General features: G+C 52.8%; 9 protein-coding genes. 4 read left to right on the top strand and 5 right to left on the bottom strand.

The features are described from left to right. The first annotated feature begins 75 nt into the window (after positions 1-75). The 3 genes from MFFC18_RS11400 to MFFC18_RS11390 all read left to right on the top strand — a co-directional run bounded on the left by MFFC18_RS11400 (position 76) and on the right by MFFC18_RS11390 (position 2987). Positions 76-1152: a hypothetical protein gene (locus tag MFFC18_RS11400; protein WP_075086428.1), complete on the top strand. Its 1077-nt coding sequence runs from the start codon at positions 76-78 to the stop codon at positions 1150-1152. Then, positions 1149-2414, top strand: coding sequence for an NPCBM/NEW2 domain-containing protein (locus tag MFFC18_RS11395; protein ID WP_075086429.1), 1266 nt, complete (start codon positions 1149-1151; stop codon positions 2412-2414). Before MFFC18_RS11400 ends, MFFC18_RS11395 begins: the two co-directional genes overlap by 4 nt. A 180-nt stretch (positions 2415-2594) precedes the next feature. Next, the gene (locus MFFC18_RS11390) at positions 2595-2987 is read left to right on the top strand and encodes a hypothetical protein (RefSeq protein ID WP_075086430.1); all 393 of its coding nucleotides are present in this window, start codon (positions 2595-2597) and stop codon (positions 2985-2987) included. A gap of 86 nt (positions 2988-3073) precedes the next feature. Here MFFC18_RS11390 and MFFC18_RS11385 read toward each other — a convergent pair whose 3' ends face one another. The 3 genes from MFFC18_RS11385 to MFFC18_RS11375 all read right to left on the bottom strand — a co-directional run bounded on the left by MFFC18_RS11385 (position 3074) and on the right by MFFC18_RS11375 (position 6197). After that, complete coding sequence (locus tag MFFC18_RS11385; protein ID WP_075086431.1) at positions 3074-3625, bottom strand: superoxide dismutase [Ni]; 552 nt, start codon at positions 3623-3625, stop codon at positions 3074-3076. Positions 3626-3736: 111 nt separating this feature from the next. Then, the gene (gene thiL / locus MFFC18_RS11380) at positions 3737-4693 is read right to left on the bottom strand and encodes a thiamine-phosphate kinase (protein ID WP_157665260.1); all 957 of its coding nucleotides are present in this window, start codon (positions 4691-4693) and stop codon (positions 3737-3739) included. A gap of 145 nt (positions 4694-4838) precedes the next feature. Continuing rightward, the gene (locus MFFC18_RS11375) at positions 4839-6197 is read right to left on the bottom strand and encodes a trypsin-like peptidase domain-containing protein (protein ID WP_084417430.1); all 1359 of its coding nucleotides are present in this window, start codon (positions 6195-6197) and stop codon (positions 4839-4841) included. A gap of 381 nt (positions 6198-6578) precedes the next feature. Here MFFC18_RS11375 and MFFC18_RS11370 point away from each other — a divergent pair, with 381 nt between their 5' ends. Continuing rightward, a complete protein-coding gene (locus tag MFFC18_RS11370; RefSeq protein WP_075086432.1) occupies positions 6579-8717 on the top strand; it encodes a sulfatase-like hydrolase/transferase in 2139 nt (712 codons plus the stop codon). A gap of 78 nt (positions 8718-8795) precedes the next feature. Here MFFC18_RS11370 and MFFC18_RS11365 read toward each other — a convergent pair whose 3' ends face one another. Together MFFC18_RS11365 and MFFC18_RS11360 are read right to left on the bottom strand one after the other, a co-directional pair. Beyond that, positions 8796-11366, bottom strand: coding sequence for a YidC/Oxa1 family insertase periplasmic-domain containing protein (locus tag MFFC18_RS11365; RefSeq protein ID WP_148618822.1), 2571 nt, complete (start codon positions 11364-11366; stop codon positions 8796-8798). A gap of 153 nt (positions 11367-11519) precedes the next feature. Then, on the bottom strand, positions 11520-13619 hold the full coding sequence (locus MFFC18_RS11360) for a DUF3352 domain-containing protein (protein ID WP_162273992.1): 2100 nt from the start codon (positions 13617-13619) through the stop codon (positions 11520-11522). Between the last annotated feature and the right edge of the window lie 94 nt (positions 13620-13713).

The raw sequence follows: 13713 nt of genomic DNA, 5'->3' as shown, positions 1-13713 counted from the left end.
CGTTTCTCTGCCGCAACGACGAAACGCCGCGATAGCTTTTTCGGCTAACCGTGTGGTATAATGGAGCATGTGGGGATGTTTTGCACCAATCAGAAAGTTTCGCCAATGTGCTTGAGACTGATTTCCCACCATTGCATCACGATCGCATTTCTAATCCTGTTCGCCACCTCGGCGTGCTCGGCGCAAACTGCCATTCGCAAAGACGCGACCTGGCGGCAGGCTGACAGCGTAACCATTCTGGCCAGCTTCGAAGCGTGGCTGCTGGAATCCAAAGTTGACGACCGAGCGGCAAAACTGGTTCGTGAGTACTTAAGTTCAGCGGACGCCAGCTCGGGAGACTTGATCGATCATGTCATTCAGGGAATCGAGATTGGCGATGCCGACGTCGCCCGATTCGTGCAAACGCTCGCGAACGCCCAGCCCGACGATTTGATTCAAACCAGTGGTTTGCTGGATAACGAGTCACGGCACAATTTCGTACGCAATCATGTTCGTTTACTGTACGGCCGCTGGCTGGCCAGAAAAGAACTCTTTGACGAATCGCTCTTGCAATTGGAACAGCTGGAAATCGAAGACGTACTGGATCCAGCGACGCTGCTCTATTGTCGTGGACTGATGCAACATCAACTGCTCAAGCCGAAAGAATGTATCGTTACGCTCAAACAGTTGCAGGAAAACGCTGATCAATTGCCGCGGCGGTACAACGTGTTGGCCAAGCTGATGATCGCCGACATGAAACGGTTGGAGGCAGATTCCCTCGATGAAATTTCTCGAATGATGGGCGATATTCGACGACGAACCGAGTTGAATCGAAGTGGAACGCGGGTCCGCAACAAAGAAGAAGACGTGATTGAAAAGCTGGACAAGCTGATCGAGCGACTTGAAGAGCAGCAGAGACAAATGCAGATGGCTCAATCGCAAGGCAGCCCTCAACCGACATCGCCCGCTGACCGAGAGCAACGGCTTTCTGGTCAAGGATCGGGCGAAGTTCGCAGTAAGCGTCAGACGGACGGAGGTAGCTGGGGCGACCTTGACCCGGCCGAACGGGATGCCGCACTGGCAGACATGTCCAAAGATCTTCCGCCACACTACCGATCGGTGATTGAAGAGTACTTTCGAAAGCTGGCTGACAAGACGGACAAACGGGAATGAAATTCAATCGCGTTTGTATCCTGGCACTGCTTGCCTTGATTCTGCCATTCGCCAATCATTCGCTTGTGGCTCAATCGGGCGGCTTCGGAGCCAGCGTTGAGCTAAACGATGGCTCATTGGTTGACGCAGAAATCCGATCCATCAATGGCGAACACGCGGTTGTTGTCGTCGATGGCCAGGAAAATTCTCTGCCGCTTGATACCGTCGCGAAAATCCGCTTTTCCGACCATAACAACGAGCCCGCACCTCTGGTCCATACGATCGCCATGATCGACGGATCAACGATTTTGAGTGAAGCTTTTAGCATTTCCGATCGTGAGCTTCTGACGCAGACAAACAGTGGTGTCGAAGTCCAAATCAGCACTCGGCTGATCGACTATGTAAAATTCCCCGCCGGCGACGCAGCAGTCGACAGCAATTGGCAGGACACCGTTGCCCAGGAACGCGAAAGCGACGCTTTGGTCGTGAGCCGAGATCAAAAATTACAGATGATCGATGGAGTGATCGGGAACGTTTCCGCCGAATCGGTATCCTTCACTGTTGGCGAACGAACTGCCGACGTTAAACGCAATCGACTCGCTGGCATGCTTTTCTATCGCCGCGTCATCGATGATTTTCCGCCACCAACATGCCTGCTCGATCTCGCGGACGGCTCAAAGCTGATGGTTCGATCAGTTGAAACCGACGAAAACAGCTTTTTAATCAACACCGTCGCGGGAGCGAAATTTTCGATCAACCCAGACGCTTTGGTTTCGATCGATTTTAGTGCTAACCGGTCTGTCTGGCTTGCGGATCTCGATCCTGCGACCAACGATTGGGAGCCACTGCTCACCAGCGCATCAGTACTGGATCGCCTGAAGAAGTTTTCTCTTGCGAGAATCGACGAAAGTTTTGCCGGCAAACCACTGGCCATTCTTTTTCAGGGAGAAGACGAATCTTGGCAACGTCAGCAGTTCGCCAAGGGCTTTGCGATCAAAGGTGGTGGAAAAATTTCGTTTCTTCTGTCGGGCCAGTATCAACGCCTGTCTGGCCTGGTGGCGTTTGACCCCGATGCGAATGCTGCCGGTATCGTGAAGCTGGTCGTACAAGTCGACGGGCTCAACCGTGTCGAAGAAGTTTTGGATGCTGCAGAGATGAAGCGACCGTTTTCGATGGACGTTGATCTCACCGATGCGAAACGGATCGTGTTTCAAGTCCAGTACCATGATCGCCGCAGCGTCGGCGACATTCTGCACGCCGTCGATATGAAGCTGCATCGATAGTCAGGTTTCACACGACAATCTGTTGTCACTTGGATCACGCTCCGACATCAAATTGACGTCAGGAAGCTCTGTCCGACTCACGTTTTCAAAGTGAATTCGAGCCCGAACGCTCTGGCACACCGGTTGCAGAACAGTCTATTGCATCAAACTGGTGTAATCCCCTCGACTATTGGAGAAACGATGACTCAAATCTTTTCACTAAAATCTGCGGCGATGCTTGGCGTCGCTACGCTTGCAATGTGCTTTACTGTTCAAGACGCCAACGCTCAGTGGCGAGGCGGCGGCTACGGCGGATTCTCGCCAGGCTTCAGTGGCACGTCCATCAATATCAATCGCGGCGGCATCAGCTTCGGTTACTCAAGCGGATACCGCGGAATCAACTACGGCGGTTTGGGCTATGGATACAACCCCGTCGTCTATCGACCCGTCAACCTTTACGGAGGTGGGTTCTACGGTGGCGGTAGATACTACGGTCGACCGTACAACGGAATCAACTTCAACTACGTCTCCCCACGACCACACGGGCACCATCATCACGGTGGCGGTCGAGGCCATGGTGGCAGACGTCGCTAATCCAGTTCTCAGTACTTCAGGTACGCGAAAAGCCCGCAAGGTTTACTTGCGGGCTTTTTGTTTTTCCAATTCAACGGGAACGAGAACTACTTCTCTTCCTCGTGAAATTTCGGCTCTTTGCCTTCATACGCGCGGTAGAAATTCAAAATCGCTTCATTGAGAGCTTCTGCAGTTGGAGCAGACGCGTCCTGCTTGCACTTCATCGCGCAAACGATCACTTTATGAGCCGTCGCCAACTGAGCCGTGTAATCTTTGTGATCTGACTTGATTCGTTGAGCAAAAAAGTACTCCGCCATCACGTCCTGAATATTCTGAGCGTGTGCTTCTTTGGTCGTAACCCAGCGAACCATCTGGTTCATGCCTTTGGCCGTCGGAGCAGTTCCGGCTTCAAGCCCGGTTGCGAATTCTTCGATCTGTGAAATTGCCTTGGCAATCGTTTGTGTGTCCTCCAGCATTCCTTCGAATCGCATTTCGTCACCGTAGATCCCGCAAGGAACCTGACAATGCGGGGCAGGAGCGACAGCCTTCGTCGGCACTGGAGAAACGACTGGCTCTGTAGGTTCCGTTGCAAAAGCAAATACCGAGAAGCATACGAGCCCCATCGCGAAGAAAGCTGAAAGAAAGGATGTCTTGCTCATTAAAATTTCCTGTTCAAAGTTGACGGTGTTTACTGACAAAGCGGAACGCTCAATATATCACGATCGATGCGTCCGGACAGCGCGAACCGGAATTCAGTCCACAAACCTGGACTAGCCATGCTCATAACCGCTGGGAACAATTTTTTCGAAAGTTGCAGCATTCAGGATCGAGCCCACGTGGTCGTCGACAACGCGTCCAATTGCCTTCAACGTGTTGTCAAACCCGGGATCATCGTGCAGCGTCGCGAACGACGACTCGGACATCGTTAGCAACAACTCAAAATCTTCACCGTCGTGCAATGCGTGCTGCAGCGGCGTTTCTCCGGATGATATTGAAAGCTCGTGTGCCGCATCAGATACAGGAATCTTCATACAATCCAATTCGGCTCCGACGTTGCTCTTGCGAATGATATGACTTAAATCAGTCGACAGCGAATCACTGATATCGGTTGCAGCGTGAATTTCGATACGCTTCTGCAGTGACGACGCCAATTGCAATCGCGGCTCAAACTTCAAATGACGCCCAAGAATGCTGCCGCCGAGCGGGCCCGAAACAACAATCAGATCACCAGATCGAGCTCCAGCCATCCTCCATCCGTGGGGCGAGTTTGAATCACATGGAATCCGACCGGTCAGCGAGACATTGATCACCAACGGTCCGTCATGCGAGCAAGTGTCGCCGCCGATCACTTGAGCACCGAACCTGTCTGCGGTCGCTGTAATTCCTGAAAACAGACGCTGCGCTTTGTCGAAAGTGAAACTTCTCGGCAGAACCAATGACACCAATGCCGATTCGGGAACGGCTCCCATCGCTGCGACATCGCTCAGATTGACCGCGATCGCTTTATGACCAATGTCCGACACATCATGGACATTCAAATCGAAGTGAACCTGATCCACGATCGAATCTGCGACCAGAACTTGCGGCAAATTCCTTGCTGCGAGAATCGCGCCATCGTCTCCGACACCAAGCACGACGTTGGGCGGCAGGTCTGAGTCGGGCGCGTCGTCGGCGAAGCGGTGTTCTTTGAGGTGCTGTTCGATCCAGCCAATCAACTTTTGTTCCATTGATTCAATATAACGAAAAAAACCGCCCCCCGTATGGGAGGCGGTTGTGCAGCCGTTGGGGCGTGTTTGCCGAGCACTGTTGAGGCTCAGTTCGAGCGCGGAGCTGGGTCGCACCACACTAGAGAAGGCAAACGATCGCAGCAGCCTAGTTGCCGGACGCGAAGTTTCGCATCGCAACTCGCATCTTGCCCCAGAACGGCTCTTTTTCGCGAAGAATGTAGAACATGAACGATGCCTGTTGTTGCAAGTCGGGCTGTTCCAGGACCCACTGCAAATTCTCCAACGACTCGGTCTTGTAACCGGCCATCGCAACCAGAACATCACCCTGCAGGATGCCTTCTGAATCCGCTGGACTGCCGGGCCGAACGCTTACAACACGAAGCCCACGCTTGTAGGTCGGGTGCCGGTCAAGCATTTCAGCATCACTTGCGGAAACCAGCTTCATTCCCAATGATCCCCACGCCATGTCGCTGACGCGATGAGTCACACGGTCGACGTTGATCGCCACGGTCATCTGACTGGAACCGTGCTCGACTTCAACTTTCAGCGGAAAAGCTCCTGTGCCCGTTTTCCCTGTGGCCGAAACCAAAGCACATTCGAAATCCAAACGGTTCTTGACCGGTTTGTCGCCAACGGAAAGGATTCTGTCCCCTTTGGAAATTCCGGACGCGGCAGCAGGCGAGTTTGGAATGACGGAGTCCACGAAAACCGTTGGCTGATTTTCGATCAAGATCGTCTTTGTCGTCAAACCATGTCGGATGCGTTGAGCTGAAAGGTTTCGCATCAGGTCAGCGGCAACCTCAAGAGCGTCGTCGACCGGGATAGCGAACGCGATACCCTGTGCACCAATCCGAACGGCGACGTTGATACCGATCATTTCTCCGTTGAGGTTCAGCAGTGGACCACCGGAGTTGCCGGGATTGATCGAAGCGTCTGTTTGAATCAGGTTCCGGTAAACCTGATCTTCGTTGACTTGTACAGTGCGGCCAAGCTGGCTGATGATGCCAACAGTGACAGTGTGTTCGTATCCGTACGCGTTTCCAACGGCGGCAACGGTTTCGGCCAGCATCAAATCTGAGGACGATCCGATCTGAATCGTGGGCAGTTCGCTGGGCAAGTCAATCTTCAGGATGGCGAGATCCGTTTCTGGATCGTGAGCCAGAACTTTGGCAGTCGTCTTTTGCCGATCGCTGGTAGTGACTTCGATCTTCTTCACGCCCTGAACGACGTGGTAGTTAGTCAGGACGTAGCCTCGCGAGTCGATCACGACTCCGGTGCCCATTCCGTTGACCTGTTTTGATTCTGAGTCGGATCCGATGTCTGCGGTGACAGTTTTTCGGCCTCGCAAATTGACCACAGAAAGACTGCAGCCTTTGATAGCCTGAACCAGCGGCGTGTTGCGGGCGTCATTCTGCGGAGCAGCAAAAGCAGGTGACCCGATGGAGATGGCGACCCCAAAGAGACAAACAAGCTGCAGCCAATTGGGATAAATGTAACTTGGCATAAGTCGGGCCGGCCGGGTGGTGGAACCGGAGCCGTCAGTGCGGGCTGACAACTACGGCATTAGGGTTATGACCTGAGTTATCGGAACCGTCATCAATATGGATTGAAATCAGTCAAACGGACCCGCAAAGCTTGCCAAACTTCTCATCGGGCGACGGCTGAACACCTTGAAACCGGTGCTTTGGGCAAGAAAAGTGCTATCAGGTCCGGCCAGTCGAGCCTGACCTGAAATTTTTCAGAGAAAGGTGACTCAATTTTTTCGCCCGACCAAATGACCGGGAACCGAGGTGAGCCAGCCGTAGCGGCTCGAAATTCGAAGACAGTTTTTCGGCCGTAACTATAGTGAAATTTTCACTCTTTCAAATTTCCCGGGTTCGCATTCATGCACCTTTCCGCATTCGTTCGGTTGCTCGTACTCGCAATGCTCTGTTCAGGAACGACGTCCGCAGCGTTGGCTCAGTTGCCTGACTACGCTCAGCCCAACATCGTTTTGATCAATCTTGACGACGCAGACAGTGAGTTGCTTTCTCGCGAAAACATTGAACTGAACTATCCGAATCTCGCCAGGATTGCTGCAACGGCAACGCATTTCCGTAACGCTCATAGCACGACTCCGTTTTGCGCTCCCAGCCGCGCGGCATTGTTTACGGGCAAGTACGCGTTCAGCAACGGCTGTAAAGTGAACAGCGGATTCTCAACACTGAGCAACGGATTCGACGGTGGCTACACGACGTTCAAAGAACGCGGGCACCACAATAATGAGCTGGGAGTTTGGATGAAAGAGGCGGGTTACCATACGATTCACGTCGGAAAGTACCACCACGGCGAATTTGACAACGTCGTCCCCCCGGGCTGGGATCAGTTCTCGGTCACCAAAGGAAATCTGTATTACAACACGTCGATTTTCACGAACATTGATCAAACTGCGCCAAAGGCATTTCAAGCGGGCGAAGATGTCTATGTCGCGAACCTCAACGAGAGCCAGGCCGCTTCGGCGCTGAACGGCCATATCTACAGCAACTTCAACCAGCCATTTTTCCTTTCACTGGCGCCACTGGCTCCGCATTTGCCGGGCGGGAACGTGGTCGAAGCGATGGTCGAAACAAAGTACCTCGACTACGGCGGCGACCTGACACAGCCGATGGATTCACCCGACTTTGATGAACTGGACTTCAGCGACAAACCATCGCATTTGCAACGCCCGCGGCTTTTCACCAGCGAAATCGCGTTCAACCAGCGCTCTTATGCCGCCAGACTTCGGGCGATCAAATCTGTTGATGACATGGTCGGAACGGTCGTCGATCAGATCAGGATTGCCGGCAAACTCGACAATACGATCTTCATTGTGACCAGCGACAATGGGTACTCACTGGGACACCATCGCTTGACCGCCAAGATTGACCCGTTCAATCGAAGCACGAACGTTCCGTTGTTCATTCAACTGCCAGAGAGCCAATCGGAACGAATCAGCGATCATCTGATTGCTCAACTTGATCTGTGCCCGACGATTCTGGAGTTGGCGGATGCGAAAGTCCCGGCTGGACTGGATGGAGAATCTTTCTATCCGTTGATTTCGCGACCGGAATATTTTGGCGAACGCTCTTGGCGCCGATCGATCATGATCGAGAACTGGGCGGACAAGAATACTGTGACTGGCAGAGTTCCGATGTCTTACGTGGCAGAACGATTCTTTGACGCGATTCACGTTTCCTGGGCCAACGGCGAAAAAGAATTTTACGATCTGGCGAGCGATCCTTATCAGCTGGAAAACGTCTACGATTCGCTGGACGAACTGCAACAGCAGGAGTTGGCTTCGTCGCTGAGAGATTTCCGCAAGCCTGCTGAGCCTTTGTTGACGTTGCTGACGCCGGAATCGGGCGCGGTTATCGACGGTTCTGAACCGGTGAAGTTCAGCGGATTCGCGGAGGACAATTCGACGGTCCTGATGACGCGTCTGGTTGTTAAGAGCTTTCGTACTCAACGCTTTTTCAACGGAGACAACTGGCAGGACGAACCAACCAGCATGCTTGTGTTTCCCAATGCTGAAGGAAGCCCGATTTCTTCGTGGAGTACCGACTTGGATCTGTTCACGGAAGTGACGAACGACATCGATTTCTTGATCAGCTATGCAAAACCGATCGACGATGATCGCGTCGAAGGCGATTGGCAACTGAGCGTCAACATGATGGAAGACCGATCGGTGTTCGCCAGATTCAATCCGATTTTGTTCAAGAAGGCGTACCAACGTAACAAGAACATCCGGCTCAACGGATTCATGGGAAAGCATCCAAACGCAAAAACAAACGTTGTCGTCTATCGCGTGGACTCAAAAACGTTTTTCAACGGTTCTGAATTTCAATCAGATCCGGCTGTGCTTCCTTGTGAGAATCTGGCAAACAATCGATGGGCGCGAAATCTCGTGCTGCCAGCCGGCGAATACCGCTGCTATCTTCGATCGTTTGTGCCAGGCACGAGAAAAGTCCAGTCCAGGGCTTCGGTCCTCACCATCATCGTTGAGTAGACGCGGCAGCAATCGCCAAGCACACCGGTTGATTCAGTGTGCCAGCGATTGATTCGACTATGGCTGACCGGCGATGACCTATTTCTTGAACTTGCGATTCCGCTTGCGACGCATCTCGATTTTTTCGCGAGCTGCATCGTCGCTGGACGTTTTGTTGCGACCAAGCAGCGCCATGCTCTTTTCAGCCAATGACGGGCCTTTGTCGTCCGCCGCTTCGAGCTTCGCAGTATCGAGTTCCGGTTTCGGCAAAAGCTTCTTTTCCAGAATCGCCCAGATGCTTGACGTAACAAAGTACACGCACAGACCAGCGGGAACTTTGAAGAACATGATGGCCATGAACAACATCATGAACGACATCATTTTTTGCATCATCTTCTGCTGTTCATCGACAGCAGGCGGCGTGAACATTTTTTGCTGGACGAGGAACAGAACCATCGTCGCCAGCGGCAAGATGTTCAGGTAAGGCCCGAACCAGCCAGCCTCGCCAAGCCAGCTTGGCATCAAGTGCTTCCAGTACATCAACTGGTCAGGCCCGGAAAGGTTGCTGCACCAGGAAAGCCCAGGGATGAGGGGTTGGTCACGAAGCGCGATATCCAACGACAGCCCACGGTAGAGCCCGAGGAAAACAGGAAGCTGGATGAAGCCCATCAAACATCCGCCAAGCGGTTTGTAGTTGTGCTTTTTGAACAACTCCTGCTGAGCCACCGCTTGCTTCTGCATATCGTCAGGGAACTTTTCCTTGATCGCTTTCATTTGCGGCTGAAGATATTGCATCATCTGAGCGTTCAACGCCGCACGACGAGAAAACGGAATCATCAGGCAACGAACAAGAACCGTAATAATGATGATTGGAATCGTGTACGTGATCCCCAAAGTCAGCCAGTAAAGCAGGTGCATCAACCATAGCAAAGGTTTTGAACACCACCAGAACCAACCGAAAGCCCGCGTTTGCTCAAGGCCATACTGTTCGAGGATGTCGGGATCTTTGGGAGCACTGAAGATGTCGAAAGGCTGGCTGACGGAATTCCCAGCTGCAATCGTCTCGGCTTTGAAGACACGGAACGTACAATCGACGGCTTTGTGTTCGCGAGTATTCTTGGGAATCTTCGGTGCAACGGTCTGACCGTTGCGGTAACCGCCATTGATCTCTGCAAACGCGCTGAAGACGTCGAACGTTTCGCCATTGTCAGGGAACATCGTGATGTTGAAATACAACGTGTCCACGCCCAGCCAATTGACCTTTGATGCACCCGGATTTTCAACGGCCTCATACGGGTCAGCGAAGAATTGCGTCTGCCCATTGTCGTCGAGAGCCTCGCTAACGATTTCGGGACAGCCCCAAAACTGATAATTGCGATACTCAGTCGAACCCAAAACGTCACGTGCACCAGCGACCGAAAACAGAGCCGACGCTCGGCCGTGCGTCTTTTGCGAATACCACCAGGTTTCCGACGGCGTTCCCGTTGGCCCCTTTAGTTCGTAGCCAATGTCCTGAGCGGTATCCGCACCGTTTTCGATCTCGAAATCGAAATCCCAGTGCCATGTCCGGGTAGAAACCGAATCGACGTCCGCTTCATCGAGGACAGGTACGCCGAACCGTTTCACGACCGCGACGGGACCTTTGAGTCCATGTTTTTTCAACGCCGCTGGTGCAACTTCGAAGCGCATTTCGACGTTGTTGTCGTCTGATTTGGTGATTTCCCATTGCGATTCACGAATATCAGCATCGATTTCCGTCCACGGTTTTCTCGGATCGTCCGTCGGAACTCGCAGAGTCAGCTGAAACGATTCGTCGTAAACAAACGTCGGATCAAGCACGCCAGGTTCGGGACGAACGAGCTCGATTGGTTTGTGTGTGAGCGTAGTCGAAAAATCGATTTCCGTCTCGCCACGCTTTACTTTGACAGTGATGTCATCTTCCGGATGAGTCACCGCCATCATGCGGCCGAATTCTTCGGCATTGGTGATTGATTCTCCGTTCAGCGACAGCAGAATATCGCCGGCTTTGATTCCGCCATCGCTATCGGCTGAAGTCGCAAGGTCGGCGGGAGTTCCAGGCCCGACAACTCCAACGCGAACGCCTTCGAGCGTGTCGTGGGCTTCGATCGACCCGATGTAGCCACCTTTCCAAATCAAGTCACGATATTTGTAGTGCCCGGTCCTGGCGTCGCGAACGTTCAGCTCGATTCGTCGAACGGTCCCGCCCAATGGATTGAGCGTTATCAGGTATCGATCAGTGCCGGATTCGTAAAGCGATCCAATCGTCGTCAAGTTCCCCATCTGGCGAACGGAAGTCAGACTTCTCTGTCTGAGCCAGGCATTGATCTCCGCAGATTCCGCGACTTCGCCTTTGACGACGTCGAGAATTTCCTGATCCGACGGATAGAGAATCGATTCGTTGATCCGCTCTCTGACGATCGACTCTGAATCCGTGCCATCGTCTCCGTCCTGAGCTTGATCAGAAGAATCATCGTCGGATGCACCGTCCGGGGACTGACCACCGTCTGCCGAATCTGCCAGCTGCGCGACAGCCGCATCCGCGTCACCCGCATCCACCGGCTTTTTCGGCGCTGGAAACACCCATTGCAAAATGAGCATCATCAGCATCGCCATGCCGAGTGCGAACAGAAAGTTAGAACGGTTTTTCACGGGAAGATTTGGGGAAAGGGAGACAGAGGCTAATCGCGGCCAGCAAATTGCAGCCAACGGACCTCGTCCGCTGCAAAACAGGTGCGTTATTCTCGGTTGATTGAGAAATATTGGAAGGGGAAAGGGCAAAAAGCCGCAGAAGTATGCGGCCGCCTATTTCGAAGAATCCGGAGCTTCAGCCACTTTTGCCTTAGCCTTCTCTTTTGGCAGGACGCATCCCGTAATTCGCCAACCAGACTCCGTCGTTTCCAATGCCCAACCGGATTGGCCGAGAAACGGAGCAATCTCCTTGTCGTAGTCCTCTGGCAAATCACTGCCATCGATTTGCTGGACTCGCTTTTTCTCACCGTCGGCTTTTTTGCCGTACATCTGATTGAGCATGCGAGCCACAAACGTTTCGGACTCCGCCATTTTCCCGGTTCGCATCATTTCATAATTCGTTTTCAGCATCTGATCGAGCCGATTAAACATGCGAAAGCGAACAAGTTTGGAATCCGTGAATTTGTCCAGCGTTTCACCCATCCGAGTGAAATCGCCAGCCGTCTCAAATCCGCTGGATGGTTTTCGGGAAAGAATCTTTTTGAGATAGTCCTTGTCATTACAGATGAACAGGAACCCGTTTCGGATCACCATGATGCGGCGATTGAAAATTGTGACTCGAGGAGCCGGCTCTTTATCGTCAGCATCATCGTCGTCATCAAGTTCGTCATCGAAGTCGTCATCAAAGTCGATCTCGATTTCCTTGACACCTAAATCCTCGTCTTCAGCGGACTCTGTACGATCGTCGATTACGCTCGTGTACCCAGCCAGCTTTTTGACTTTTCCTTTAACCGCTCTGCCAATGCTCTGGATTAGCCACTCTTCGTCGACGCCATCCACAAGCTCGATTCCAACCAGCATCTTTTCACTGGACTCGTTGATGGGCTCTTCAGTGGTCGCCACGACTGTGATGCGATTTCCCAGTGACTGAACCATCTTGCGAATGTCAACTTTGAAGTCAGGGACTTCCTTCATCTCATTGAGCACGTCCTCGAACGAATCCTTACCCATGACGGCATCAACTAACGGCCCGACATTGGCAAAGGCTTTCTTGATATCCCACGTCGCCGTGAAGTAACCAGCAGCGTCGACGGGAACCCATGCGGGTGGCTGGGCTACCGAGCTGCCTTGGGGTGCGAAATCCAACAGGTTGAACAGTCGCTTTTGAGCCGGAGCTTTGGCTTTCTTCGGGTTTGCGTAAACCAGTGATCGGTGCAGAACATCCTGTTCGCCCGTCGAAAAACTCACGAATCCGCCGGCGGCCTTGAGTGCGTCGAGGCCTTCTTTCGACAGCGCCTCCAAAGGTCGATCTTTCGGCTGTCGCATGTCAGCTTTCTCTTCAGCCAAAGCGTCGGCGAAACGAGCGTAACCAAGCGGATCGACGAACCATCGCAGATCCGGTCGAACGGACTCAACCTGTGTCTTTTGAATGACGGTCGTGAAAGGCTCGTAGCCCGACAGAGTATCTGCTGCCGGAGGTTTGCCTTTGGCGTTCACCCGACGCAGCACGTTGCTGAAAATGGATTCGTTATCAGAAGCCAACAGCCAACCGTCGACGACGGTAACAAACGAAGCCTGAGTCCTGCCGATCTTGCCGGCTTTCACTTCGATCGTCCATTTCGCAACATCCGTGTCCTGGATTTCGATGCTCTCGTGTTTGGCTCCGCGTTTTTTCATTTTCTCAGCTGCATCGCTGAGGAAGTCTTTCGCTGCATCAACGTCGGGCGAAACGTCAATCAGGACAACAACGCCGTGTGAACGAGGCACCGGTTTGGCACCAGCCGTTTCAGGCAAGACGCCTGCGATGCAAAGCTCACCTGTTTGCAGCATTTCGACGCTGGCGACATCAATTCCAAACTTGATGCCGTTGTCATTGAGTGAATCGCGGACCTGTTTTTCGAAACTCGAAAAGAAAGGAGCCAACGTATCCTGTCGTGACAGTTTTCCGACCTGAGTGTTGGCGACGTTGGTCTCAAGCCGCCGCAAATCTTCCACGGACACCCAGAACCGGGTGGACGTCGGCAGCAACTCGGCTGTCGACCTTCGCCTGGTTTCCTTTTCCGGAACCGAAGCTTCTTTCGTAAGCTCGGTCGGCTCCAAAGGCTCAGCTTTTTCATCCTGAGCACGGACCGTCATCGCTGAGAACAGCACCAGGGCTGAAGCAATGGCCCAACGGCTCAACAAACTAACTCGTCCAATTCGACGCAATTTCACGCATGTCTCCTTACTCTGCTGAAGCCGTGTTCCATCCCTAAACATTTGGCGATTCTCACTGAAAGCGCCAAACGCGACCTCAGAAAATTTATCG

The organism is Mariniblastus fucicola (genome assembly GCF_008087665.1).
Classification (GTDB): domain Bacteria; phylum Planctomycetota; class Planctomycetia; order Pirellulales; family Pirellulaceae; genus Mariniblastus; species Mariniblastus fucicola.
Note: the sequence above shows the minus strand (reverse complement) of the source record. Positions and strands in the feature narration are given on the sequence as shown.

What these genes read in the sequence shown, in the direction of transcription:
- MFFC18_RS11400 (WP_075086428.1), top strand. Translation starts at nt 76, where the DNA reads ATGTTTTGCACCAATCAGAAAGTTTCGCCAATGTGCTTGAGACTGATT.
- MFFC18_RS11390 (WP_075086430.1), top strand. Translation starts at nt 2,595, where the DNA reads ATGACTCAAATCTTTTCACTAAAATCTGCGGCGATGCTTGGCGTCGCT.
- MFFC18_RS11385 (WP_075086431.1), bottom strand. Translation starts at nt 3,625, where the DNA reads ATGAGCAAGACATCCTTTCTTTCAGCTTTCTTCGCGATGGGGCTCGTA.
- MFFC18_RS11375 (WP_084417430.1), bottom strand. Translation starts at nt 6,197, where the DNA reads ATGCCAAGTTACATTTATCCCAATTGGCTGCAGCTTGTTTGTCTCTTT.
- MFFC18_RS11370 (WP_075086432.1), top strand. Translation starts at nt 6,579, where the DNA reads ATGCACCTTTCCGCATTCGTTCGGTTGCTCGTACTCGCAATGCTCTGT.
- thiL (WP_157665260.1), bottom strand. Translation starts at nt 4,693, where the DNA reads ATGGAACAAAAGTTGATTGGCTGGATCGAACAGCACCTCAAAGAACAC.
- MFFC18_RS11395 (WP_075086429.1), top strand. Translation starts at nt 1,149, where the DNA reads ATGAAATTCAATCGCGTTTGTATCCTGGCACTGCTTGCCTTGATTCTG.